At 68.0% G+C, this 24,976-nt stretch carries 22 protein-coding genes; 15 read left to right on the top strand and 7 right to left on the bottom strand.

Annotation, left to right across the window (positions count from 1 at the left end):
• The first annotated feature begins 153 nt into the window (after nucleotides 1–153).
• Complete coding sequence (locus tag HR9077_RS16785; protein ID WP_136068348.1) at nucleotides 154–333, top strand: hypothetical protein; 180 nt, start codon at nucleotides 154–156, stop codon at nucleotides 331–333.
• 45 nt (nucleotides 334–378) lie between these two features.
• Here the strand turns inward: HR9077_RS16785 and HR9077_RS16780 are convergent, their stop codons facing one another.
• Nucleotides 379–2,418 carry a CocE/NonD family hydrolase gene (locus HR9077_RS16780; protein ID WP_136068346.1) on the bottom strand — a complete coding sequence of 680 codons (2,040 nt, stop codon included), beginning with the start codon at nucleotides 2,416–2,418 and terminating at the stop codon, nucleotides 379–381.
• 57 nt (nucleotides 2,419–2,475) lie between these two features.
• On the bottom strand, nucleotides 2,476–3,777 hold the full coding sequence (locus HR9077_RS16775; RefSeq protein WP_136068344.1) for an ATP-grasp domain-containing protein: 1,302 nt from the start codon (nucleotides 3,775–3,777) through the stop codon (nucleotides 2,476–2,478).
• A gap of 277 nt (nucleotides 3,778–4,054) precedes the next feature.
• Between HR9077_RS16775 and HR9077_RS16770 the strand changes: the two genes are divergently transcribed.
• The 3 genes from HR9077_RS16770 (at nucleotide 4,055) to HR9077_RS16760 (ending at nucleotide 6,665) form a co-directional block, all read left to right on the top strand.
• The gene (locus HR9077_RS16770) at nucleotides 4,055–4,921 is read left to right on the top strand and encodes a RibD family protein (RefSeq protein WP_168380978.1); all 867 of its coding nucleotides are present in this window, start codon (nucleotides 4,055–4,057) and stop codon (nucleotides 4,919–4,921) included.
• Nucleotides 4,922–5,015: 94 nt separating this feature from the next.
• Nucleotides 5,016–5,438 carry a VOC family protein gene (locus tag HR9077_RS16765; RefSeq protein ID WP_136068341.1) on the top strand — a complete coding sequence of 141 codons (423 nt, stop codon included), beginning with the start codon at nucleotides 5,016–5,018 and terminating at the stop codon, nucleotides 5,436–5,438.
• A 93-nt stretch (nucleotides 5,439–5,531) separates the two neighbouring features.
• The gene (locus tag HR9077_RS16760) at nucleotides 5,532–6,665 is read left to right on the top strand and encodes a PQQ-dependent sugar dehydrogenase (protein WP_136068339.1); all 1,134 of its coding nucleotides are present in this window, start codon (nucleotides 5,532–5,534) and stop codon (nucleotides 6,663–6,665) included.
• A 19-nt stretch (nucleotides 6,666–6,684) separates the two neighbouring features.
• Here HR9077_RS16760 and HR9077_RS16755 read toward each other — a convergent pair whose 3' ends face one another.
• Nucleotides 6,685–6,915, bottom strand: a complete 231-nt coding sequence (locus tag HR9077_RS16755) for a hypothetical protein (protein ID WP_136068337.1) — start codon at nucleotides 6,913–6,915, stop codon at nucleotides 6,685–6,687.
• Between the two features lie 147 nt (nucleotides 6,916–7,062).
• Between HR9077_RS16755 and HR9077_RS16750 the strand changes: the two genes are divergently transcribed.
• Both HR9077_RS16750 and rapA read left to right on the top strand, forming a co-directional pair.
• On the top strand, nucleotides 7,063–7,860 hold the full coding sequence (locus HR9077_RS16750) for a TlpA disulfide reductase family protein (protein ID WP_136068335.1): 798 nt from the start codon (nucleotides 7,063–7,065) through the stop codon (nucleotides 7,858–7,860).
• A 115-nt stretch (nucleotides 7,861–7,975) separates the two neighbouring features.
• Nucleotides 7,976–10,912, top strand: coding sequence for an RNA polymerase-associated protein RapA (gene rapA, locus HR9077_RS16745; RefSeq protein WP_136068333.1), 2,937 nt, complete (start codon nucleotides 7,976–7,978; stop codon nucleotides 10,910–10,912).
• A gap of 25 nt (nucleotides 10,913–10,937) precedes the next feature.
• On the opposite strand, the gene HR9077_RS16740 is transcribed toward rapA, so the two are convergent.
• A complete protein-coding gene (locus HR9077_RS16740) occupies nucleotides 10,938–11,840 on the bottom strand; it encodes a TIGR01777 family oxidoreductase (protein WP_136068332.1) in 903 nt (300 codons plus the stop codon).
• Nucleotides 11,841–12,283: 443 nt separating this feature from the next.
• Here HR9077_RS16740 and HR9077_RS16735 point away from each other — a divergent pair, with 443 nt between their 5' ends.
• From HR9077_RS16735 to HR9077_RS16705, 7 genes are read left to right on the top strand one after another with little or no spacing between them, the layout of a single operon-like run.
• Nucleotides 12,284–13,195, top strand: coding sequence for a MerR family transcriptional regulator (locus tag HR9077_RS16735; RefSeq protein WP_244613314.1), 912 nt, complete (start codon nucleotides 12,284–12,286; stop codon nucleotides 13,193–13,195).
• A gap of 32 nt (nucleotides 13,196–13,227) precedes the next feature.
• Nucleotides 13,228–14,643 (top strand): deoxyribodipyrimidine photo-lyase, encoded by a 1,416-nt coding sequence (phrB, locus tag HR9077_RS16730; protein WP_136068330.1) that lies wholly within the window; start codon nucleotides 13,228–13,230, stop codon nucleotides 14,641–14,643.
• A gap of 47 nt (nucleotides 14,644–14,690) precedes the next feature.
• The gene (locus tag HR9077_RS16725) at nucleotides 14,691–15,119 is read left to right on the top strand and encodes a nuclear transport factor 2 family protein (RefSeq protein WP_136068328.1); all 429 of its coding nucleotides are present in this window, start codon (nucleotides 14,691–14,693) and stop codon (nucleotides 15,117–15,119) included.
• Nucleotides 15,120–15,163: 44 nt separating this feature from the next.
• A complete protein-coding gene (locus tag HR9077_RS16720) occupies nucleotides 15,164–15,964 on the top strand; it encodes an SDR family NAD(P)-dependent oxidoreductase (protein ID WP_136068326.1) in 801 nt (266 codons plus the stop codon).
• The gene (locus HR9077_RS16715) at nucleotides 15,961–17,271 is read left to right on the top strand and encodes an NAD(P)/FAD-dependent oxidoreductase (RefSeq protein ID WP_136068324.1); all 1,311 of its coding nucleotides are present in this window, start codon (nucleotides 15,961–15,963) and stop codon (nucleotides 17,269–17,271) included. Before HR9077_RS16720 ends, HR9077_RS16715 begins: the two co-directional genes overlap by 4 nt.
• Complete coding sequence (locus tag HR9077_RS16710) at nucleotides 17,268–18,056, top strand: DUF1365 domain-containing protein (protein WP_136068322.1); 789 nt, start codon at nucleotides 17,268–17,270, stop codon at nucleotides 18,054–18,056. The genes HR9077_RS16715 and HR9077_RS16710 overlap by 4 nt, the downstream gene beginning before the upstream one ends.
• Entirely contained in the window at nucleotides 18,053–19,333 is a 1,281-nt protein-coding gene (locus tag HR9077_RS16705) for an SAM-dependent methyltransferase (RefSeq protein ID WP_136068320.1), read from the top strand. Before HR9077_RS16710 ends, HR9077_RS16705 begins: the two co-directional genes overlap by 4 nt.
• 51 nt (nucleotides 19,334–19,384) lie before the next feature.
• Here HR9077_RS16705 and HR9077_RS16700 read toward each other — a convergent pair whose 3' ends face one another.
• Nucleotides 19,385–21,238, bottom strand: coding sequence for a putative bifunctional diguanylate cyclase/phosphodiesterase (locus HR9077_RS16700; protein ID WP_136068318.1), 1,854 nt, complete (start codon nucleotides 21,236–21,238; stop codon nucleotides 19,385–19,387).
• A 217-nt stretch (nucleotides 21,239–21,455) separates the two neighbouring features.
• Between HR9077_RS16700 and fabA the strand changes: the two genes are divergently transcribed.
• Complete coding sequence (fabA, locus tag HR9077_RS16695; protein WP_136068316.1) at nucleotides 21,456–21,971, top strand: 3-hydroxyacyl-[acyl-carrier-protein] dehydratase FabA; 516 nt, start codon at nucleotides 21,456–21,458, stop codon at nucleotides 21,969–21,971.
• A gap of 13 nt (nucleotides 21,972–21,984) precedes the next feature.
• Nucleotides 21,985–23,202 carry a beta-ketoacyl-ACP synthase I gene (fabB, locus tag HR9077_RS16690; protein WP_136068315.1) on the top strand — a complete coding sequence of 406 codons (1,218 nt, stop codon included), beginning with the start codon at nucleotides 21,985–21,987 and terminating at the stop codon, nucleotides 23,200–23,202.
• A 92-nt stretch (nucleotides 23,203–23,294) separates the two neighbouring features.
• Here the strand turns inward: fabB and HR9077_RS16685 are convergent, their stop codons facing one another.
• Complete coding sequence (locus HR9077_RS16685) at nucleotides 23,295–24,056, bottom strand: lysophospholipid acyltransferase family protein (protein WP_136068313.1); 762 nt, start codon at nucleotides 24,054–24,056, stop codon at nucleotides 23,295–23,297.
• Nucleotides 24,053–24,925 carry a sugar nucleotide-binding protein gene (locus HR9077_RS16680; protein WP_136068311.1) on the bottom strand — a complete coding sequence of 291 codons (873 nt, stop codon included), beginning with the start codon at nucleotides 24,923–24,925 and terminating at the stop codon, nucleotides 24,053–24,055. Before HR9077_RS16680 ends, HR9077_RS16685 begins: the two co-directional genes overlap by 4 nt.
• Nucleotides 24,926–24,976: the final 51 nt, after the last annotated feature.

Below are 24,976 nucleotides of genomic sequence, written 5' to 3'. Positions count from 1 at the left end.
TTGCAGATGTCGTGCAGGATCAGAAAACCGATGCTTTGCGGCCCATTCTCCTGATCGGCAGCCCCCTATTTTTCAGGGTAAAAACCATGTTTCCCAAGAAACGTAACTCTTCCATTCTGATTGTGTACTTATGTAATCGAGATGGAGGCTGTCATGGCCAAGCGAAGCTTCAAGATCACTCCCGCCACGCTCGGCCCCCGCGGTCGCCTGCAGCAGCCGGACTACTGGCTGCTGCTGGAAACCACCGGCGGCAAGGTCAGGGAGGTCGATCGCTACCCGACCTACCCCGAGGCGGTCCAGGCCAACCGGGAAGTCGAACGCCTGCTGCACTAGCCGGTCCGGCGCGATAGGCATGCCCCGCGGCCCGATGAGGCGCGACTACACCAGATCGCGGGGTATTTCCTCGTCCCAGCTCTTGGCGAACACCCGGCTGTCGCCCTCGTAGGCATCGAGCGTGGCACGCAGCCGGAAGTTGTCGGCGTCCGAGGTCATCAGCGTACGAGTCACGGTGCGCACCTGCCAGTCGCCGCGCCGGAAATGGCGCTCCCACTCGGTCCAGCCACTGAGGCTGTCGTAGTTGCCGTAGGCATAGCTGTAACGCTCGGTGACGCGCACGGCGAGTTCGAGATCGATGTCGTCGAGGCGATAGACGCCCTCGTCGTTGACCACTTCGAGGGTCGTGCGATCGTTGGCCAGGTCGCGGATCACGCACCAGGCCTCCTGGCTCGGCTGGATCAGCGTACGCGCCAGCGGCGGCGCGCCTTCCGGCATGCCGAATGGCGGCAACGCCGCCTCCTCGCTCGGATCCGGCGTGCGGCACGGCAGGATCAGCCGGCTGGAAGCCGGATGCAGGGTCAGCCGTACCGGCCTCGGCGAGGGCCAGGCCAGCGGCCAGTAGCTGGTCGACAGCGACAGCCGCAGGGCATGCCCCACCGGAAACTGCTGGGCGATATGCTTGAGCGGGATGCGCACCCGGTAGCGCTTGCCCGGCTCGAGCGGCTCGGGGTGCTCGTCGCTGTCGCGATGGGTGAGGTTGAGCAGGCCATAGGAGACCCGGGTGGCCTTGTCGTCGACGGCGATGTCGTTCAGCCGCAGGGCGATCATCGCCACCGGCTGGTCGGCCTCGAGCTCGAGTTCGGCCACCGGCTGGCCGCAGATCTCGAGCGTCTCGCCGAGCGGCTGGGTCTGGAAGATCAGCGCGCCGCCATCCTCGTCGCGCTGGTCGTGGGGCAGGTCGGGGGGCGCATTGTAGGAACACCACTTGCCGGCGTAGAGGCCGACGAACAGCGGCGAACGGATCGTCAGCAGCACGGCGGCGCCCGGCACGGCAGCGACCCGGGCGACCTCCGGGACCAGGTCGTGGCCGCTGGTCAGGCGAAAGGGTCGCGGCTCGATCGTCGGCGACGGCCAGCTCGGCTCGCTGACCCAGCGCCCGGGACGTACCTCGTAGCGCGCCGAGGGCGGCACGGAATCCTGCATCCAGACCCGCAGCATCGGCTCGTCCATGATCCCGGTTTCCCGGCCCTTGAGCCAATGATCCCACCAGCGCAGCGTTTCCTGCAGAAAGCCGATCGCCGGGCCCGGCACGCCGAGGTGCGGATACTTGTGCGCCCAGGGCCCGACAAGCCCCTTGCGTGGCACGCTGAGCCCCTCCAGCAGGCGGAACACGGCGTTGCAGTAGCCGTCGGCCCAGCCGCTGACGGCGTAGACCGGGCAGCGGATCCGCGTGAAGTCCTCGCCCACCGAGCCGTGCTTCCAGTAGGCGTCGCGGCGCTGATGTTCCAGCCAGGTCGCCAGCCACAGGCCGCTGCCCTCCAGGCGCTGCTGCCACATCTCGCGCCAGCGCTCGCCGACCAGCGCCGGGTCGGGCGGGCTGGCGTTGGCATCGAACATCGTCGAGGCCCACGACAGGTTATCGCCGAGCAGGCAGCCGCCCATGTGGTGGACATCGTCGGCGTAGCGGTCGTCGGTGGAGCACAACGTGATCACCGCCTTGAGCTGGGGCGGCTGGAGGGCGGCGATCTGCAGGCCGTTGAAGCCGCCCCAGGAGATGCCGATCATCCCCACATTGCCGTCGCACCAGGGCTGGCGCTCCAGCCAGTCGAGAATCGCGACGCCGTCGTCGAGTTCCTGCTGCAGGTATTCGTCGGTCAGCACGCCGTCCGATTCGCCACTGCCGCGAATGTCGACCCGCACCCCGGCATAGCCATGACCCGCCCAGTAGGGGTGGGTCTGGGCGTCGCGCAGCGCGGTCAGGTCACGCTTGCGGTAGGGCAGGTATTCGAGGATCGCCGGCACCGGGTCCCGCTCGGCATCCACCGGCCGCCAGATGCGTACCGCCAGCCGACAACCGTCGGCGAGCGTGATCCAGGTCTCCTCTTCGTGAACCCGGCGTGGAAAGTCGCTGACGATGCGCATGGCGGCCCCTTAATCGTGTCGTTGTTCTTTCAGGGTAGGCGAAGAGCCGCGCGGCGTTCAGCCGATGATCTCCTCGAATTCGAACGTCAGTGATTCGGCAAGCGCGGTGTAGTCGGCGAGCAGCGCCTCGTCGCTGTCGGCGCCCATCCAGATGTGCGCCAGCGCGAAGCTGTAGCTGTCCTGCTCGGGCAGCGTGGAAAGCCGGGTGCCAGGGGCGACCTGCAGGGCGATCACGCAATCCGGAAAGCGCTGCCGCAACGCCTCGAGTTCCTCCATGCCGGGTACCCGGGTAACCATGGCATCGACGAAGAACACCCGGTAGAAGAATTTTCCCGCCACCCTGTAAGCGCCCTGCGCCGAGGGCATGTCGGGACGCTGGCCCAGCGCCAGGTCGACGCTGACCTGCTGATGGCTGACCCCGTCGACCTTCTCGAACAGGTCGCAGTGCGACTGGGAAATGCGCGTGTTGATCTCGAGCAGCCAGATGCGGTTCTGCACTTCGTCCCAGTAGAACTCGACGTTGAACGCGGCGTTGTCGTAGCCGATATGGGTCATGATGGTGGTGGTCAACTCGCGCATCTTGGCCTGGATATGAGCCGGCAGGTGCGAGGGGTAGCGGTAGTAGAAGAAGCTCAGCACCTGCGGGTAGCGAATCGAGTCGACGATGCCGTAGGACACCACCTCGCCCTGGAAGACGTAGCCTTCGACCGTGCACTGCCAGCCGCCGATGATCTCCTCGGCCATGCAGAAGCCGCCGTCCACCGCGCGCACCGCGTCGGGCAGGTTGGCCTGTTCGAGAATGAAGTTGAACGGCTCGGAAATCAGCCCGATATCCTCGCGCAGCCGGGCGATCGCGGCACTGAAGTCTTCGGGGCTGTCGATGCGAAAACCCAGCCGCGAGCCCGACGACTTGATCGGCTTGACGAAGAACGGGAAGTACAGCGCCGCCTCGCCGATACGCGACAGGGCGCCGTCGTCGAACGGGTCGAAGGCGGTGAAGCGAGGGATGTAGTTGCCGATCACCTCGCGCTGGCTCAGTCGGCTCCAGTACTTGTGCTCGCACTTGAGCAGGCTCTCCAGGCTGGTGGTGCGGGTGCCATAGCGCTCGCAGAGCAGCGGCAGCATGGTCGAGACGGGAAAGTCCATGTAGCCGACGATGGCATCGACGCGGCCATCGAAGGCATCCAGTTGCGCCGCGGCCTGGTTCAGCATCTCCTCGATGGGAAATATCTCGGTGTCGTAGACCGCTTCCGGTTCGATCACGCCGTGAAAACGATATTCGCTGGCGCCGCGAAGATGCTCGAGACGCTCGCGATTGAACGCATTGAGCCCGACGACGAAGACGTTGCGCGGATCCATCGCTGCCTCCTCGGCATCCCGAACGGGTCGCCTGTAGTGGTGCCTGAATGATCTCGTGCGAGAACGGAACACCGCCTCGCGGCCACGCTCGCCAAGCGGCCGCTCCTCCCTTCGCCGGCCCGTCGCCTGCGACATCCGTACCAGCAGCGTTATGCTCAAGATAGCCGCTGGCAGCGAGGCAAAAGCATGAAAATCGTCATGCTCCCGGCGGGCAAGTGCGGCGACGATGCGCGTGCTATCGTGCCGTCATCGCATGAACCGATCTGGAAAGCAGGCCATGACACTACTCAGGCTCTACCCCCCACCGGCACAGGCGTGTTCGCTGGAAGGACTCTATCTCGACACGCCGCTCGCCCATGCCACGCCCGACGCCCCCGTCGTCTACAGCAATTTCGTCACCAGCCTCGACGGCCGGGTCGCCGTCGAGAACCACGAGGGCCACGACGAGGTACCCGCGAGCGTGGCCAATCGCCACGACTGGCGGCTTTACCAGGAACTCGCGGCACGCGCCGACGCCCTGCTGATCGGCGGACGCTACTTCCGTCAGCTGGCGAAAGGGCACGCCCAGGCCGCACTGCCGGTGGCCGACGAGCCCGCCTTCGGCGACCTGCTGGAGTGGCGCCGCGACCGGGGCTCGAGGCCCCAACCCGACGTGGTGGTGCTCAGCAACACGCTCGACTTTCCGCTGCCCGGGTCGCTGATCGAGCAGGGCCGGCGGGTGCTGATCTTCGTCGCCCGCTCGTTGATCACCGCCGAGCGCCGTGACCGCCTGGTCGCCCAGGGGGCCGAGGTGATCGGCCTGGATAGCGAGCCGGACGCCGCCAGCGTCACCCACGAACTCGACGTGCGCCAGGTCGTGCGGCGGCTCGGCGAGCGCGGCTATCGGCGGATCTATTCGGTCGCCGGCCCCTACTCGCTGCACTCGCTGCTGCGCCATGGCGTGGTGGACACCCTGTTCGTAACCCAGCGCCTGTCGCTGATCGGCGGCGAGCGCTATCAGGGCCTGCTCGAAGGCCCTTCGCTCGCCTCCCCCGTCGGCTTCTCGCTGGCCAGCCTCTACTACCAGGAGGCCGTCGACGGGGGGGCCGGGCAGCTATTCGCCCGCTACGACCGGCGCTCATGTGGCGACGCAACAAGCCGATAGCCAAAACCGATCGACGGCTTGCAACGATTCAAACGGCATCCACGAGGGGTTTAAACCAGACTGAAGGGACATAACAAGACTCGAGGAGTGCGTCATGCAACGCCTGTCACTGGGCAAGTCGGTCCTGCGCGTCAAGGACCTTGCCGCCATGCGGGAATTCTTCACCCACGTGCTGCGCCTGCCGATGCTGCTGCAGTCGACGACCACGGCGGTCTTCGAACTGGGCACCGACATCCGCGGCCATACCCAGGTGCTGATGCTGATCAGCGGCGATGGCGCCGATGCACCCCAGCACCTGACGCTCGAGGTCAGCGACGACCAGTTCCCCGCCACCTGCGAGCATCTCCGCGCGCAGGGCGCGGCGCTGTTCGAAAGCGACAACAGCAGCGCGCCGGGCTGCGCCTGGCGCATCCTCGCCTGCCAGGCACCGGAGGGCCATCGCCTGCAGGTGGTGAGCATCGATCCCGGGCGCTGCGCACCGGCCTCGGCGTTCCCTTCGGCGGCGGCCAACCCTTGAACCCAAGCACCGCGCTTCGCGCCGTCGCTTGCCAATTGCCGAATGCCGATTACCTTGCAGGAAAGCAATGACAGCCTGAGAGGAGGATCGGAGATGTCGCGCACCGTCCCATTGCCGGCCGGCATGCTCGCCGCCGCGCTGATGACACATGCCTCGGCGAGCCCGGCACAGCAACCTCCGGCCAGCGTCGAGACGCAGGCCGGCAGCATTCGGGTCGAAGCGCTGGCCCGGGGCCTCGTCCACCCCTGGGGGATGGCCTTCCTGCCCGATGGTCGGGCGCTGATCACCGAACGCCCCGGGCGGCTGCGGATCCTCGCCACCGACAATACCCTGTCCGAGCCGCTGGCCGGCGTTCCCGAGGTCTTTGCCCAGCGCCAGGGCGGCCTGCTGGACGTCGCCCTCGATCCCGATTTCGCGAACAATCGCCAGGTCTACCTGTCGTTCGCCGAACCCGGCGACGGCGGGGCTTCCACCGCGCTCGGTCGCGGCCGGCTGGACGACGGCCGGATCGAGGATTTCCGGGTGATCTTCCGCCAGCAGCCCAAGGTCGGCGGCGGCAACCATTTCGGCGGGCGGATCGTGTTCACCGACCAGGGCACGCTGTTTCTGACCCTGGCCGAACGCTTCAAGTTCGAACCGGCCCAGGACACCGGTAACCATCTGGGCACCGTCGTGCGCCTCAAGCATGACGGCAGCGCGGCAGCGGACAACCCCTTCGTCGGCGACGACCAGGCCCGCGACGAAATCTGGTCCTACGGCCATCGCAATATCGAAAGCGCGGCGCTGCACCCCGACACGGGCCAGCTGTGGGTCGCCGAGATGGGCCCGCGCGGCGGCGACGAACTCAACCTGCCCGAGCCGGGCGGCAATTACGGCTGGCCGGTGGTGAGCTGGGGCGAACACTACGACGGCAGCGACATCCCCGACCCGCCGAGCCACCCGGAGTTCGCCCGATCGATCAGGCACTGGACGCCGGTGATCTCGCCGTCGGGCATGGCCTTCTACACCGGCGAGGCGTTTCCCCAATGGCAGGGCAGCCTGCTGATCGGCGGGCTGACCAGCGAAGGCCTGGTACGCCTGGAACTCGATGGGCAGACGGTGACCGATGAAGAACGCATCGACTTGGGCGCGCGGATCCGCGACATCGAGCAGGGTCCGCAGGGTCGCGTTTACGTGCTGACCGACCACCAGGATGGCGGCGTATGGCGCCTGCAGCCCGCGGATTGATCGTCGGCTGGGTGGGCGCTCAGTCCGCCGACTCGCGCTCGCGTTCGGCCCTCGCCTTGCGCGCGCGGTTGTAGCGATACTGACGCACCAGGGCGATGCTCAGTGCGGCGAATAGCATCGCCGCCAGCGTCGCGCCCTGCCAGGGCCTGGCGGCGTCGCCGAGCACGGTTTCCAGGGTAATGATCAGGATGAAGCCCAGCGCCTGACTGGCGATCGCCAGTGCGCGCAGGGCATCGTAGCGCTTGGCCATGGCGGCGGCTCCGGCGACGCGACGCGTCGGCTCGATGGTGGTACAGGACGGATGACAGCGGGACCGCGGCCCCGTAGGCTGGCCATTGTAGCCTGCCAGCGCCGCGCTGACGACGCACCGCGCCACCCTACGGAACGCCCGCCGCTCATGGATGCCATCGCCCTCGGCCCGCTGCTCATCGCCCTGCCGCACCTCTATGTCTTCGTCACCGCCCTGGCGCTCCTTGTCGCCGGCGCGCTGCTGCTGCGCCTGACCGCCACGCAACATAGCCGCTGGTTCAACGGCCTGTTGGTCGCATCCCTGCTGGGCGCGCGCCTGGGCTACGTGCTGCTTCACGCCGACAGCTATCGCGCCGCGCCGCTCGATGCGCTCAGGCTGTGGCAGCCCGGCTACCTGCCGCTCGCCGGCTTGTTGGCCGGCGCGGCCTGGACGCTGTGGTCGCTGCGCCGGCAGCCCCGCCAGGCATTCGTCGCCCAGGGCCTGCTGATCGCCGCCGCCGGGTTGTGGCTGGGGTTGATGGCCTGGCAACCGCTCGGCCATGAAGCCGCCCCGCAACGCCTGCCCGCCATCACCCTCGACGACCTGGACGGCAACCCGGTGACGCTGGCCGCGCTCGATGGCAAGCCGCTGCTGATCAACCTCTGGGCCAGTGGGTGCCCGGCGTGCCGGCGCGAGCTGCCACTGCTCGCCGAGGCGGCGCGGCGCGACGACGTGCGGGTGGTGGCGGTCAACCAGGGCGAGAGCCTGCTCGAGGTCGCTCGCTTCCTGGACCGGCGGGGCCTGGATCGGCCATTGACGCTGCTCGATCCGCACCAGAGTCTGATGGCGCTGAGCCACGCGCCCGGACTGCCGACGACGCTGTATTTCGATGCCGACGGCACGCTGCTGACCCGCCATGTCGGCGCAGTCGGCCGCGCCCGGCTCGAGACCTGGCTCGACCGTTGAGCGCTTAATTGCTGCCGGCGATTGCTGTACCATACGCGCCCGTCGCCGGCCGGGCGCCTTGCCGCCGCCGCCGACCTGGGCGCAACGCACCGTATTCCTGAGCATCCGAGGCACCATGAGCGAATTCATTCCCGGTCAGCGCTGGATCAGCGACGGCGAGGCCGACCTGGGCCTGGGCACCATCCTCAACGTCGATGCGCGCAGCGTCACCGTGCTCTTCGCGGCCAGCCAGGAGACGCGCACCTACAGCGTGCGCCAGGCACCGCTGACCCGCGTGATGTTCGGCAGCGGCGATCGTATCGAGTCCGCCGACGGCAGCCAGCTGACCGTCGACGACACCAAGGAGCACGACGGCCTGGTGGTCTACATCGGCGAGGACGACGCCGGCGAATGGCACGAGCTTTCCGAGGCCAAGCTGTCCGATCGCATGCAGTTCAACCAGGCCCGCGATCGGCTGCTGACCGGTCAGGTCGACCGCAACGACTGGTTCGACCTGCGCTTTCGCACCCTGCACCACCATCATCGCATCAGCCAGAACCCGGCACTCGGCCTGGCCGGGCCCAAGATCGACCTGATTCCCCATCAGCTCTACATCGCCGACGAGGTCTCGCGGCGCCATGCCCCGCGGGTGCTGCTCGCCGACGAGGTCGGCCTGGGCAAGACCATCGAAGCCGGGCTGATCCTGCACCGCCTGCTGCTCAACGGGCGTGCCGAGCGGGCGCTGATCCTGGTTCCCGACAGCCTCACCCACCAGTGGCTGGTCGAGCTGCTGCGGCGTTTCGCCCTCGATGTCACGCTGCTCGACGAGCAGCAGAGCCAGGCCCACGGCGAGGCCAATCCGTTCGAGGCCGGCCAGCTCATCCTGGCCAGCCAGCAATGGCTGTTCGCCAACCCGCATCGCCAGCGCCAGGCCGAGGCCTGCGCCTGGGATCTGCTGATCGTCGACGAGGCCCACCATCTCGACTGGTCGCCGGCGGCCAGCGGGCCCGGCTACGACTGTGTCGAGCGCCTGGCGCGCGCCGTCCCCGGACTGCTGCTGCTCACCGCCACCCCCGAGCAGATGGGCGTGCAGAGCCATTTCGCCCGGCTGCGCCTGCTCGACCCCGACCGCTACCACGACCTGGCGCGGTTCCGCGCCGAAGAGGCCGGCTACGTGCAGGTCGCCGAGGCGATCGATGCGCTCGAGCGGTTGCCCGGCGACGCCGCCGCGCTGGCCTGCGTCGGCGCGGCGATCGACGACGCCGACAGCGCGGCGCTGCTCGAGACCCTGGCCGACCCCCAGAGCGACAGCGCCCAGCAGCGATCGGCCCGCGACCAGCTGCGCGAGCAGTTGCTCGACCGCCATGGCACCGGCCGGGTGATGTTCCGCAACAGCCGGCGCCACGTCGGTGGCTTCCCCGAGCGGCACCTGCACGTCGCCCGGCTCGAGGCGCCCTCGGCCTATCGCCGGGTGCTGCGCAAGCTCGAGCGCGACGAGGACTACCTCGACGAACTGCTGATCGAGACCGGCCTCGACCACCCCGATGTCATGCTCTATCTCGACACCACCTACCGCGCATTGAGCGACGATCCTCTTAACGCCGAGCCCTGGTGGCAGATCGACCCGCGCGTCACCTGGCTGCTCGAGCACCTCACCGGGGTCGGCCGCGACAAGACCCTGGTGATCGCCCACGACCGGGCCACCGCCGTCGATCTGGCCGAGGCGCTGCGCGTGCTCGGCGGCATCCATGCGCCGGTGTTCCACGAGGGGCTGACGCTGGTCGAGCGCGACCGCGCCGCGGCGTCCTTCGCCGACGAGGAGGACGGCAGCCAGGTCATGGTGTGCTCGGAGATCGGCTCGGAGGGGCGCAACTTCCAGTTCTGCCGCCATCTGGTGATGTTCGACCTGCCCCAGCTGCCCGATCAGCTCGAACAGCGCATCGGCCGCCTCGATCGCATCGGCCAGCGCCATGCCATCGAGATCCACGTGCCGGTGTTCGCAGGCAGCCCCGGCGAGCGGCTGTTGCGCTGGTATCAGGAGGGTATGGACGCCTTCGACGCACCCCACGGGGTGGGCAGCGAGCTGTACGCGGCCTTCGGTGACGAACTGGCCGAGGCGATGCTCGACGACGACGCGCTCGAGGCGGTGATCGGCGAAACCCGCGCGCTGTTCGAGGCTCGCCTGGCCGAGCGCGATGCGGGACGCAACCGCTTGCTCGAGCTCAATGCCTGCCGCGGCGAGCGCGCCGCGACGGTCGCCGAGGCGATCCGCGCACTCGACGAGGACCGCGCATTGCCGCGCTACCTGGATCAGGCGCTGGATATCTTCGGTGTCGACAGCCAGGACCTCGGCAACCAGCTCGTCCACCTGCGCGCCGGGGCGCACATGCTCGACGGCCTGCCCGGCCTGGCGAAAGGCGAGGAGGGCTTCACCGCGACCCGCTCCCGCGAGCGGGCGCTGGCCCGCGACGATGTCCAGCACCTGTCGTGGGAACATCCGCTGGTCCGCGAAATGATGGGCCGGATTCTCAGCGGCACGCTGGGCAACACCGCCCTGGCGCTGCTCGATCACCCGTCGATCCCCGCCGGGCGACTGATGGCCGAACTGGTCTTCGTCACCGACTGTCCGGCGCCCAGGCGCCTGCATGTCGACCGCTTCCTGCCGCCCACCGCGGTGCGCGTGCTGCTCGACGAGTCCGGCGCCAACCTGTCCGCCAAGGTCTCCTTCAGCGGCCTGGCCAAGAACCTGCAGAAGGTCAAGAAGGCGGTCGCCCGCGACCTGATCAAGTCGCGCCACGATCAACTGCGCGAGCTGCTGGAGCAGGGCGAGCGGGAAGCCGAGCGCGAGCTGCCGACGATCGTCGAGGCCGCCCAGCAACGCATGTGCGGCGTGCTAGACGACGAGCTGTCGCGGCTGCAGGCCCTGGCGCGCCACAACCCCGCGGTGCGTCAGGACGAACTCGATGCCCTGCGCCACGAGCGCCAGGCACTCGATGCGGCGATCGAGAGCGCGCGCCTGCGCCTCGATGCGGTGCGGGTGATCGTCACCGTCGACCGCGAGACGCGCCGCTGACGGCCGCGACGGACGGCGCCAATGGCTAGGCCTTGCGCTGGAGAATGTCGGCCAGCGCCGCGTCGAGGGTCTCGAAATTGAAACGAAAACCGGCATCGAGCAACCGCCGTGGGCGCATGTCGGCGCCGGTCAGCAACAGGTGCGCCATCTCGCCCAGCCCCAGTTCGAGCAGTGGCGCCGGTACCGGCATCAATGCCGGGCGATGCAGCTGCCGGGCCAGGGTGGCGGCGAATTCGGCGTTGCGCACCGGGTGCGGCGCCGAGGCATTGAACGCCCCGTTCAGGGTGTCGTGTTCGAGCAGGAACTCGATGCTGCGCACGTGATCCTCGCGGTGGATCCACGGCATGAACTGGCGACCGTTGCCGAAGCGCCCGCCCAGACCCATCCTGAACGCCGGCAGCAGCTTGGCCAACGTGCCGCCGCCCGCGTCGAGCACCAGGCCGGTGCGCAGCAGCACGACGCGCACTCCGTGGCGTTCGGCCTCGTGGGCCTTGGCTTCCCACTGCGCGCACAGCCGATGCGCGAACTCCTCGTTGGGCGAGGTCTCCTCGTCCACGGCGCGCTGGCCCTGATCGCCGTAATACCCCATCGCCGACCCCGACACCATCACCCGTGGCGGGGTGGGCAACTGCCGGCACAGATCCACCAGTTGCTGGGTGACGCTCAGCCGCGAATCGAACAAGCGTCGCTTCTGGGCGTCGCTCCAACGCTTGCCGGCGATCGGCTCGCCGGCCAGGTTGACGATCGCTTCGGGCTCGCGCGCGGCGAACGCGGCCACCTCGTCACCGATGTCACAGCCTTCGGGCAGCACTCGCCTGGCCGAGTCAGGCGAGCGTGACACGACCATCAGCTGGTGGCCGTCGCGGGCCAGTCGCTGGCAGAGCAAACGCCCGACGAAGCCGCTACCTCCCGTGACCAGTATACGCATGGCGCCTCCCTGTCATTGTAAGTGTCGCGACGCGGTGAGCGTCGTCCCGGGCGAACACAGCGGCAGGCACCGAACGGTTTCATGCCAGATGCTGGCTGAAGCGCTCGCGGCCCTGGTTCGGCGTTTGCCGGGTTATACGGTTATTGTACGCATCTGATAGTCTAGTCAGTGGCTGTCGCGCTTGCCCAGCCATACGCTCACCCAGCCCGGCTGTCGAGCATCCGGCTGGCTTCGACGTACCGATTGTCATCAAAAGCCCTGGAAAGCCGTGCCGGAACCGCGCCAGGCGAATAAACGACTGGAACAGTTGTACAAAGGCATTATCCTGTATAACTCTTTACTCCATCCTGCCCGCATCACGGCACTCGAGGCTATGCGCAGGACACCGGCCGCCGCCCCGGATCCCCGGCGGTACCGCCAGACAGCCAGAGGCACGAGTGCGCATGACCAACGATAAGCCCATGGACACCACCGGCTCGGCACTGTACCCGATTCGCGAAGTCTCCCGGTTGACCGGCGTGAATTCGGTGACGCTGCGCGCCTGGGAACGCCGCTATGGCTTGCTTCGTCCGCAACGCACCCCCAAGGGTCACCGGCTCTACGCCGGCGAGGACATCCGGCGCGTCGAGAACATTCTCCATTGGCTCGATCGCGGCGTGTCGGTCAGTCAGGTGCGCGAACTGCTCGATCGCCCCGGCAGGGCCGAGACGATGACGATCGACGAGGGCGACTGGGCCGGCCAGCGTCGACAGTGGATCGCGGCCGTCGAAGCGCTCGACGTGCAGGGTCTCGAGACACTGTTCAACCAGACCCTGGCGCTCTACCCCGTCGCGGTCTGCCTGCTGGAAATCTGGCAGCCGGTGGTCGAGGAACTCGAGGAGCGCTGGCATGATCGCCTGGGCGCCGCCGCGCAGCGCCAACTGCTGGAGAGCTTCCTGCGCACACGGATCGGAACCCGTCTGTATCATGCCAACCAGTACCGCCAGGGACCGCCCCTGCTGCTCTCGCGGCTGTCCGATGACGCCGGCCGGCTGGGCGCGCTGTTGCTGGCGCTGGCCGCCAGCGACGCCGGCTACCGCATCCAGCTGTTCGACGCCCCGCTGCCGCTCGGTGAATGGGCGCTGGCCATGGAGCGGCTGGACGCCGCCGCGCTACTGCTGTCAAGCGACCGCGCCGAAGGCAACGAGCTGATTCGCCACCACTTGCCGCGGCTCGCCACGCAACTCAAGGCGCCACTATGCCTGGCCGGCCCGGTCGTCCATATACGCGCCGCCGACCTCGAGGCCAGCGCCATCCAGCCGCTCGGCGATACGCCGGTCGCGGCAATCGAACGTCTGCGCGGCCTGCTCGGCTGACGCAGCAACCCAGCCAGCGACGGGAGACGCTCATGGCCCGCCAATTGATGTGGTTCCGCAGTGACCTGCGCACCCTCGACAACACCGCGCTGGCTGCCGCGGCTCGACGCGGCCCGGTGATCGCGGTGTTTCTGCACAGCCCGGGGCAATGGCGCGACCATGGCCACGGCGCCAACAAGATCGACTTCCTGCGCCGCGGCGTCGAGGCCCTGCGCGAGGCCCTGACCGGGCTCAACATTCCGCTCGTCCAGCGCGATATCGGATACTTCGAGGCCGCCCCGCGGGTGCTCGCCGCGCTGGCCCACGACTACGACGCCGAGGCACTGCACTTCAATCGCGAATACCCGCTCGACGAGCGTCGCCGCGACGCCGCGGTACGCGACGCCTGCGAGACAGCCGGCCTCAGCGTGCATGGCTACACCGACGCGGTGGCCTTCGAACCGGGGGAGCTGGTTACCGGTCAGGACGATTACTACCGGGTCTTCACCCCGTTCGCCAAGGCCTGGCACCGCCGGATCGACGCCGCTCGGCTGACGCTGCGCGACACCCCCGAGCCCCAGCCACGCCAGCCGATCGCCAGCGATGCCCTGCCCGAGGCGCCCGGATACGCGGACCGCCCCGTCGATGCCGTGCTGTGGCCCGCCGGCCAGGAGGCCGCCGCCGACCGCCTGGCACGCTTTCTGCGATTCCGCGCCCGCCACTACGCCGAGCAGCGTGACCTGCCGGCGCTGGCCGGGACCAGCGAACTGTCGCCCTACCTGGCGCTGGGCATGATCTCGCCGCGCCAGTGCCTGCAGGCCGCGATGAACGAAAATGGCGGCCATCTCGGCGACGGCGACAAGGGGCTGACCAGTTGGATCAATGAGCTGGTGTGGCGTGAATTCTACCAGCACATCGTCGTCGGCTTTCCCGACGTGTGCCGTCACCGCCCCTTCCAGGCACATACCGACAAACTCGCCTGGCGTTACGACGACGCGCATTTCGCAGCCTGGTGCGAGGGCCGTACCGGCTATCCGCTGGTCGATGCCGCAATGCGCCAACTGGTCCGGACCGGCTGGATGCACAACCGCCTGCGCATGGTGACGGCCATGTTCCTCGCCAAGCATCTACTGATCGACTGGCGGCGCGGCGAGGCGTTCTTCCTGCGCCACCTGGTCGATGGCGAGTTCGCCGCCAACAACGGTGGCTGGCAATGGGCGGCTTCGACGGGCACCGACGCGGCCCCCTATTTCCGCATCTTCAACCCCACCACCCAGGCCAGCCGCTTCGATCCCGAGGGCCACTTCATCGCCCACTACCTGCCCGAGCTCGCCGAATTGCCGCCCAGGGCGCGGCACGCCCCGCCCGGCGATGCCCTCGGCGCCAGCCGCTACCCGGCCCCGATCGTCGACCACAAGGCCGCCCGCGTCCGGGCGCTCGATGCCTTCAAGGCGCTTTCCCGCGACTGACCCACCGCCGCCGCTCGGATTACCGCACCCCACGAAAGGAGCTCGCGATGGCCGTCGACCCGACACTGGAGACCTTCTGCGCCCTCTACAAAAAACTAGACAAAAACTGTACAGAAGTTCTATACGAGATTTACACTGCGGATATTGAATTCGCCGACCCGTTTCAGCGGATCGAGGGTATCGCGGCGCTCACCGGCTATTTCGAGTCGCTCTACGCCAACCTCGAAAGTGCGCGCTTCGAGTTCGCGCAGCGCCAGCGACAAGACGACCAGGCGTTCGTCTGCTGGACGCTGACGCTGGTGCATCCAAGGCTGGCCGGTGGCCGCGAGGTAGCCGTGGAAGGCTGCTCGCGACTGCGCTTTCGTGGCGACCGGGTCTGCGAGCATCGCGACTACTTCGATGCCGGCGCCCTGCTCTACGAGCACCTGCCCCTGTTCGGCACGGCGATTCGCTGGCTCAAGCGGCGCCTCGCCTGAACCCACGGCCCGATCGAAGGGGCGCCCACTGAGGGGGAACCGCGATGACGGTGTTGAGCGGACAACGACGCATCTGGCTGACCGGCGCCACCTCGGGCATCGGCATGGCGCTCGCCCGGCGATTGCTTGCCCAGGGCCACCGCGTGGCCCTCAGCGCGCGCCGCCGCGAGGCGCTCGAGACACTGGCCCGCGGTTACCCGAACGCGCTGGTCGTGCCCTGCGACATCACCGATCGCGAGGCGGTCGCCGAGGCCGCCCGCGACATCGACGCGGCGTTCGCCGGCCTCGACCTGCTGCTGCACGACGCGGGAACGTGCGAATATCTCGACGCCCGCGATTTCGACCTGGCACTGGTCGAGCGCGTGATGGAAGTCAACCTTCACGGCGCACTGAAGGTCGTCGACGCCGGCCTGCCGCTGCTGCGCCGCGCCCGGGACGCTGGCGGTACCCGGCCGCTGCTGGCCGCGGTGTCCAGCGCCGCGGCCTACCTGCCGCTGCCGCGGGCCGAGGCCTACGGCGCCTCCAAGGCTGCGCTCAGCCATTTCCTCGAATCGCTGCGCATCGACCTGGCCGGCGAAGCGATCGACGTCAGCGTGATCCACCCCGGCTTCGTCGAAACGCCGCTCACCGCGCGCAACGATTTTGCCATGCCCATGCGCATGGATGCCGAAAGCGCCGCCGACGCGATTCTCGCCGGCCTCGAGCGGCGCAGCCTGGACGTGCACTTTCCGCGCCGCTTCACGTACCTGATCAAGCTGCTGGGCATCCTGCCCCCGGCGGTGCGTCTACGCCTGGGGCGTCGTATCGCCGGACGCAGGCGCGCGACGCAGGCGGGGGCGCGATGACCGACGGGCAGCGCATCGCCGTGATCGGCAGCGGAATCAGCGGCCTGAGCGCCGCCCATTACCTGTCGGCGCACCATCGGGTGTCGCTGTTCGAGGCCGAACCGCGCCTGGGGGGACACACCGCCACCGTCGATGTGACGCTTGCCGGCCGCGACTACGCAATCGACACCGGCTTCATCGTCTTCAACGACCGTACTTACCCCCACTTCGAGCACCTGATGGAAGAGCTCGGTGTCGCCTGGCAGGCCGCCGAGATGAGCTTCTCGGTGCACGACACCCAGCGCGATTTCGAGTACAACGGCCACACTCTGGGTTCGCTGTTCGCCCAGCGCCGCAACCTCTTCCGCCCCTGCTTCTATCGCCTGCTCGGCGATATCCTGCGCTTCAATCGCGCGGCCAGCGCCGACCTCGAGGCCGGACGACTCGACCCGACGACCACGCTGGGCGAGTATCTCGATGCCGCCGGCTACGACGAGGACTTCCGCCGCCACTACCTGCTGCCCATGGGCGCCGCCATCTGGTCGGCAAGCATCGCCGACCTGAGGCGTTTCCCGGTGGCGTTCTTCGTGCGCTTCTTCCACCATCATGGCCTGCTGTCGCTCGCCGACCGGCCACAATGGCGGACCCTGGTCGGCGGTTCACGCAGCTACATCCCGGCGCTCACACAGCGCTACGCCGAGCGGATCCATCGCCATTGCACGGTTTCCTGCATTCGCCGCGATGCCGGCGGCGTCGATGTCGACACGACGCTGGGCACGGCGCGTTTCGACCAGGTGGTGCTCGCCTGCCACGCCGACCAGGCACTGGGGCTACTCGGCGACCCCAGCCCGGCCGAACGGGACATCCTCGCCGCCATTCCCTACCGGGACAACGAGGTCGTGCTGCATACCGACAGCACACTGCTGCCACGTCGCCGCCGTGCCTGGGCAAGCTGGAACTACCGCCTCGACGGGCGAACCGACGAGGCACGGGTCGCGGTGACCTACAACATGAACATGCTTCAGCGCCTGACGGCGCCAGAGACCTTCTGCGTGACGCTCAACGACACCGCGGCCATCGACCCCGCCCGGGTCCTGGGGCGCTATCGCTACGCCCACCCCACCTTCACCCGCGACGGCGAGGTGGCCCGGGCGCGCCATGGCGAGATTTCGCAACCGCGCCTGCATACCCACTATTGCGGCGCCTACTGGCGCAATGGCTTCCACGAGGATGGCGTCTGGAGCGCCCTGCGCGTGGCTCGCGCCCTGCAACCGCCCGGGGCCGGCGAAGGCGTCGCCCAGCGGACCCGCGGGGAAACGACGCCATGATCGATACACCGCGCAGCTGCATCTATCGCGGGCGACTCCGCCATCGGCGCTTCGTGCCCCGCGCGCATGCCTTCAGCTACCAGCTGTGGATGGCCTGGCTGGACCTCGACGAACTGCCCCGCCTGTTCGCCGGCGTGCCCGGCTTCAGCGCGAGGCGCGGCGCCCTGGCGCGCTTTTGCCGGGAAGACTACCTGGCCCCTCACGATCGCCCCCTCGCGCAGGCGGTGCGCGAACGCCTGGCCAGCGAACTGGGCGGCGAACTGGCCGCGGCGGCGGACGGCCGGGTGTGCATGCTCGCCCAGTTGCGGGTGTGCGGCGTGACGTTCAACCCGCTCACCCTCTACTACGTCTATGATCGCCATGAGCGACTGCGCGCGGTCCTCGGCGAGGTCACCAACACGCCCTGGGGCGAGCGCCAGGTCTATGCCTGCGCCGTCGACCCAGTTCGTCACCTGCACGGCGCGACGTTCGCCAAGGCGCTGCACGTATCGCCGTTCAATCCCATGGACATGGACTACCGCTGGCGCTTCAACAACCCCGGCGAACACCTGTACCTGCACATGGAGAACTGGCGGGAGGGGACGCGCCATTTCGATGCCACCTTGACGCTGACGGCACGGCCGGCCACCCGGCGCGTGCTGGTCGAGACGCTTTTCCGTCAGCCATGGATGAGTCTCAAGACCGTCACCGCGATTCACTTCGAGGCGTTTCGCCTGTGGGCCAAGCGGGCGCCGATTCACGCCCACCCGCGGCGCGACCCAGACCATCGGGAGGACTCGCCATGACCTCGCTTCGCCCACCCGCCGCACGTCCCGCCGGGCCCGGCGCATCGGGCCTCGATAGAGTGACGCGCTGGCTCAAGCCACGCCTGCTGGCCCAGCTCGACCGGCTCGGGGGCGGCTATATCACGCTGATCGAGCCCGACGGCGAATGCCGTCGGCTCGGCCGTGGCGGCCCGCTCTCGGCATGCGTCACGCTGCACCGCGAGCGTGCCTGGCGACGCCTGGCGCTGGGCGGCACCGTGGGCGCCGGCGAAGCCTACATGGACGGCGACTGGGACGCCGACGACCTGGTCGCGCTGGTGCGGCTGTTCGCGGCCAACCTGGAACGCGTCAATGGAGAGGTCGAGAACGGCAGTGCACGGCTGGCCCGCTGGCTGTCCGGTGCGCTCAATGTGCTCAAGCGCAACACGCGGCGCGGCTCCCGCCGCAACATCAGCGCCCACTACGACATCGGCAACGAGCTGTTCGAGTTGTTCCTCGACCGACGCCACCGCATGTATTCCAGCGCGATCTTCCCCCACCCCGGGGCGAGCCTCGAGGAGGCTTCGACCTGCAAGCTGGAACGCCTGCTCGACACACTCGATGTCGGCGCCGACAACCACCTGCTGGAGATCGGCACCGGCTGGGGCGGTCTGGCGATCCACGCCGCCCGGACCCGCGGCTGTCGCGTCACCACCACCACCCTTTCCGCCGAGCAGCATGCCCATGTCGCCCGCCGCATTGCCGAGGCGGGGCTAGAGGATCGCATCACCCTGCTTCAGCAGGATTATCGCGAACTCGAAGGACGTTTCGATCGGCTCGTCTCGGTGGAAATGATCGAGGCCGTCGGCCATCAGTACCTGGGCGACTACCTGGCGACGCTGGATCGCCTGCTCAGCGACGATGGACTCGCCGCACTCCAGGCGATCACTATCCGCGATCAGCGCTTCGAGGCCGCCAAGCGCGACGTCGACTTCATCAAGCGCCACGTGTTCCCGGGCGGCTTCCTGCCGTCGCACAGCGCGATCCTGACGGGGCTTGCCCGGCACACCACGCTCAACCTGCTCGATCTCGAGGAGATCGGCCCGCACTACGCACGGACCCTGCGCGAGTGGCGCGAGCGCTTCGAGGACAACCTGGAAAGCGTACGCCGGCTCGGCTACGAGGAGCGCTTCATCCGACTATGGCGCTACTACCTGTGCTACTGCGAAGGGGGCTTCCTCGAACGCTCGATCGGCACCTGCCAGCTGCTGCTGGCCAAGCCCGGAGCCCGCCGCAGGCCGCTTACCGGTGAACCATGAACCCGCACGGACGGGCGCTTGCCCGTACGGCTGGCTCACGCCGGCGCTCGCTCAGGTCGCCGACGAGGGCTTGAGCGAGGCATTCGCCGCCGTCTTGAGATAGCGCGCCTCGATGGTCTCGGCCGGCTCCGGCCGGGCAAACAGGAAGCCCTGGGTGATCGGGCAGCCATGGGCGATCAGGAAATCGCGCTGGGCCTGGGTCTCCACGCCCTCCGCGACCACTTCGAGGCCCAGCCCCTCGGCCATCGCCAGCACCGCCGAAACGATGGCGGCGTCGGCGACGTCCTCGGGCAACGCCCGGATGAAGGCGCGGTCGAGCTTGAGCTTGTCGATCGGCAGTCGCTTCAGATAGGCCATCGAGGAATAGCCGGTGCCGAAGTCGTCGATGGCGATCGGGTGGCCCTTGGCCCGCAACGCTTCGAGGCGCGGCGAGATATCCCCGGCACGCTCGTCGAGCAACACCGATTCGGTGAGCTCCAGGCCGAGCATGCGCGCCGGCATGCGGTGCTGGGCCAAGGCCGCGGCAAGCCGCGATTCCAGATCGCCCTGGATCAGTTGCAGCGCCGAGATGTTGACCCAGATCGGCACCCGCGGCATGCCGCTGGCGTACCAGCTGGCCAGCTGGGCGACGGCCTGCTCGATGACCCAGTTGCCCAGCGCCGTCATCAGGCCGTGGCGCTCGGCCAGCGGGATGAAATCGCCCGGCGAGACCATGCCCAGTTCGGGGTGGCGCCAGCGCAACAGCGCCTCCAGGCCGACCATGCCGCCATCGCTCAGGCGATGCTGGGTCTGGTAGTAGAGTTCCAGTTGATCGCCCTGGGCCAGGGCGCGTCGCAGGTCGTTGACCATCGCCAGCTGGCGGTCGCCGGCGACCTCCAGCGAGGGTCGAAAGCGTCGATCGTGGTTGCGACCGTGGCGCTTGGCCGAGTACAGCGCCGACTCCAGGCGCTGGAACAGCACCCCTGAGTCGTTGCCGTCGTCGGGTGCCCGGCAGCTGCCGATGGTCAGCCCCAGGCGCAGCGAACTGCTGTCGATCTCGAACGGCTCGCTGAGATGCTCGCGCAGCCCGGCGACCCACTTTTCGTGGTCGTCGAAGGTGGTGGTGCGGATCACCATGAACTCGTCGCCGCCCAGCCGGCCGACGACGCCCCCGGCGACGAAGGCCGCCAGCCGCTGGCCGAAGCGCGCCAGCAGGCGATCGCCGCAGTCGACCCCCAGGCCGTCGTTGATCGCCTTGAAGCCGTCGATGTCGATCAGCGCCATGTCGAGCCCTTCGCCGGCGCGCAGCCGACGCAGGCGCGATGTCAGCAGGTCGTGCAGCCGGCGGCGATTGGGCAGCCCGGTCAACGGATCCTCGAAGCCGATCCGCCGCAGATCCTGCTCGCGCGCCTTGTGCCGCGAGATATCCGTGAACAGGCCGACGTAATGGCTGATGCGGCCCTTGGCGTCGGGACATGCCTGCATCCGCAGCCATTCGGGATACTGGTCGCCGTGCTTGCGCTGATTCCAGATTTCGCCCTCCCAGCGTCCGGTGGCGTCCAGCGTCTGCCAGTAGCGCTCGTAGAAGGCCTTGTCGTGGCGTCCGGACGACAGCGTCGAGGCGTCCAGGCCCAGCACCTCCTCGCGGGTATAGCCGGTAATCTGGGTGAAAGCCGGGTTCACGCTGATGATCCGGTTGTGCTTGTCGGAGATGATCACGCCGTCGCCGGACAGCTTGAGCGCCTCTTCGCTGAGCAGACGACGGCGATGCTCGCGCTTGACCTGACGCCAGCCATCGACCAGGGCGAACAGCACCATGGCCAGCGCGGCCAGACGCAGCGACACCAGCGGCAGCCAGCTCATCGCCGCCAGGGCGGCCAGGCCCATCCAGGTCATCGGGCGATTAAGGGTAAAGGTGGGCCACATGGCTGCTCGTCTTGTGTGGGGTTGGCGCGACAAATAGTGGCATCATGCCCCGCGCGCCAAGTCTGGCGCAAGCTGCACCGCCACCAATGTCGGCATTGCGCGACGTTCTCACCCCGGCTAGCCTGGGGCCGGCGTGCATTCACCTCGCGGTGCCAGTAGACTAGGCCCGTCTGCGCCGGGTGCGTGGCACAACAATTCGGACTCTCGGAATGACTCAGTGACCAAGCAACACTCTTTCAGCTACGAAGAACTGCTGGCATGCAGCCGCGGCGAACTGTTCGGCCCGGGCAACGCCCAGTTGCCGGCCCCCAACATGCTGATGCTCGACCGCATCACGCAGATCCATGAGGCCGGCGGCGAATACGACAAGGGCGAGCTGATCGCCGAACTGGATATCCATCCCGACCTGTGGTTCTTCGACTGCCACTTCCCGGGCGACCCGGTGATGCCCGGCTGTCTGGGGCTGGACGCCATGTGGCAACTGGTCGGCTTCTACCTGGGCTGGCTGGGCCACCCGGGCCGCGGGCGGGCGCTGGGCTGCGGCGAAGTCAAGTTTTCGGGCCAGATCATGCCGGATGCAGAGAAAGTCACCTACCGGATCAACCTCAAGCGGATCATCACCCGGCGGTTGATACTGGGCATCGCCGACGGCACCGTCTCGGTCGACGGTCGTGACATCTACCAGGCCAATGACCTGCGTGTCGGCCTGTTCACCTCCACCGCGAATTTCTGATCAGGAGGCTTCCATGAGACGAGTGGTAGTCACCGGCCTGGGTATCGTTTCCTGCCTCGGCAATGACCAGCATCAGGTTCTGGATTCCCTGAAAAGCGGCCGTTCCGGCATCCGCTTCAAGGACGAGTATGCTGAGCGCGGATTCCGCAGCCATGTCGCCGGCGTGGTCGACATCGACCTCGATGCGCTGGTCGATCGCAAGCAGCGCCGTTTCATGGGCGACGCGGCCGCCTATGCCTACGTGTCCATGGCCCAGGCCATCGAGGACGCCGGGCTGAGCCCCGACCAGGTGTCCAACGAGCGTACCGGGCTGATCGCCGGCTCCGGCGGCGCCTCCAGCGCCAATCAGGTCGAGGCCGCCGACGTGTTGCGTGAAAAGGGTCTGCGGCGTGTCGGCCCCTACCGGGTCACGCGCACCATGGGCAGCACCGTGTCGGCCTGCCTGGCCACGCCCTTCCAGATCAAGGGGGTCAATTACTCGATCTCCTCGGCCTGCGCGACCTCCGCCCACTGCATCGGCAACGCCGTCGAGCAGATCCAGCTCGGCAAGCAGGACGTGGTGTTCGCCGGCGGCGGCGAAGAGGAACACTGGACGCTCTCGTGCCTGTTCGACGCCATGGGCGCACTGTCCACTGGCTACAACGATCGTCCCGAGCAGGCCTCGCGACCCTACGACAAGGGCCGTGACGGTTTCGTCATTGCCGGCGGGGGCGGCATGGTGGTGCTCGAGGAACTCGAACACGCCAGGGCCCGCGGTGCCAGGATCTACGCCGAGGTGGTCGGCTACGGTGCGACCTCGGATGGCTACGACATGGTCGCGCCTTCCGGTGAAGGCGCCGCGCGCTGCATGCGCCAGGCCATGGCGACAGTCGACGGCCGCATCGATTACATCAATACCCACGGCACCTCGACGCCGGTCGGCGATGTCGCCGAGCTCAAGGCGGTCCGCGAAGTATTCGGCGACCGCACCCCGGCGATGAGTTCGACCAAGTCGCTGACCGGCCACTCGCTGGGTGCGACCGGCGTTCAGGAAGCAATCTACTCGCTGCTGATGATGGAGCACGATTTCGTTGCCGCCTCGGCCAACGTCGAGACCCTCGACGACCAGGCCGAAGGCTTCGATATCGTCACCCAGCGCCGCGACAACGTGGCCCTCGAGCGCGTGCTGTCCAACAGCTTCGGCTTCGGCGGCACCAATGCCTGCCTGGTGCTGCAGCGCCACAGGGACTGACCCCCGGCGGAAGCAGGACAGTGGCTCGCACAAGCAAGGGCACCCGATTCAGGGTGCCTTTCTTGTTGCCGGGAATGTCCGGGCGGCCCCGGTCAGACCGGCAGCTTGCTGGCCGCCGTTTCGCTGGCTGCCGCCGGCCGCGGCACCTCGGAAATCGATGCCAGCTGCTCCTCGATCCAGGCCTCGACCTCGACAAGCACCGCTTCCGGCGTGCGCCCTTCGGTAGCGATCGGCGGGCCGACCACGACATTCAGCGGCCCGGGGTTCTTGACCCAATGATGTCCCGGCCAGCGCTCGCCGGCATTGTGCGCCACCGGCAGCACCGGCACGCCGGCCCGGCAGGCGATCACCGCCCCACTCTTGTTGTAACGCCGTCGATGGCCCGGCTCGACCCGCGTGCCCTCGGGAAAGATCAGCACCGACAAGCCTTCGCGCAGACGCTGCGGCCCCTGCGAGAGCACCTGTTTCATGGCCCTTGCCGGGCGCGAGCGATCCAGCGCGATAGGATGCAATAACCGCAGCGCCCAGCCGAACAGCGGCAGGTTGAGCAGTTCCTGCTTGAGCACCGTGCATACCGGCGGCTTGAGAATCTGCAGGAACAGCGTTTCCCACTCGCACTGATGGTTGGCGAGTATCACCACCGGCCCCGCCGGCACGTTGTCGCGCCCGCGCACCGTATAGCGTACGCCACAGATCCGGGCGAACCAGCCGACGATGAAGTGATTGTAGAGGTTGAGCAGCCGGTAGCGCCCGGCCAGCGGCAACAGCGGGGTGATCGGCAGGCACAGCAGGCCGAATACCAGGATGGCCAGGAAATAGCCGAGATAGAAGATAGCGCTACGAATCGTCTTCATGGCGCCTCCTGGGCCTGGTAGGCCTGGCACCAGGTGTCCAGCATGCGTCCCAGTTCGAGCCGCCAGGGTTTCTGGTGGACGCCGAAGGCATCCAGCACCCGCCGGCAATTGAGCACCCGGCGCAGGGGCTGATCGTGGTGGTGATTGAGCGCCTTGAGCTCGCCCAGCGCCGCCTGCCTGCCGAGCCCCTCGAGACGCGTCGCCAGCTGGGTGCGGACTACCGAGGCAAAGGTATAGCCGCTGACCGGCTCGGTGCCGGCCAGGTGGTAGGCGCCCCAGGCATCGGCACCACAGCCTTGCTGCTGGAGCATGCCGATCAGGGCCAGCGCCACGGAATCCGCCGAGGTGGGGCAGAAGATGATGTCTTCGGCGACCCTTACCTGGCGGCCGGCCATCAGCGTATCGATCAACTCGGTCAGCCAGGCCCCGGCGCCCTCGAGGGCGAACAGCGGCCCCAGGCGCACGATCAGATGCCGGGCGCACCGTTCGCGTACCCGGTTGCCGGTCACGATCAGCCGCCTCAGGTTCTCGTCGCGTGGCGACGGGATCACGTGCTCGTCGATCGGCGTATCGGCACCGTCTTCGTAGAGCTGGTCGGAAACGCACCAGACCAGCGGCACATCGTGGCGCTGGCAACACTCAAGACACCCCTCCACGGCTTCGGCATGCGCCATGACCGCGGAGGGGTCGGCATCGCTGGGCTGCACCAGCGGCGGGATCAAGACGGCATCCGGCGCCATTTCGGCGAGCCGGTCCGGGTCGAGCAGCATCCCCTCCTCAATGACCAGCTCGGTGTCCCCCCGCCGGTTGGCCTCGCGCGCCAGCGCCAGACTCAAGCAGTGGGGGGCGTCCAGGATCAACAACTTCACGGCGCTTCCCTTATAAAATTGGCTTCGCGACAAATCGCCTTCGCGTTCCGC

Source organism: Modicisalibacter radicis (assembly GCF_900961225.1).
Classification (GTDB): Bacteria; Pseudomonadota; Gammaproteobacteria; order Pseudomonadales; family Halomonadaceae; genus Modicisalibacter.
The sequence above is the reverse complement of the archived record's forward strand: the minus strand, read 5'-3'. Positions and strand labels throughout refer to the sequence as shown.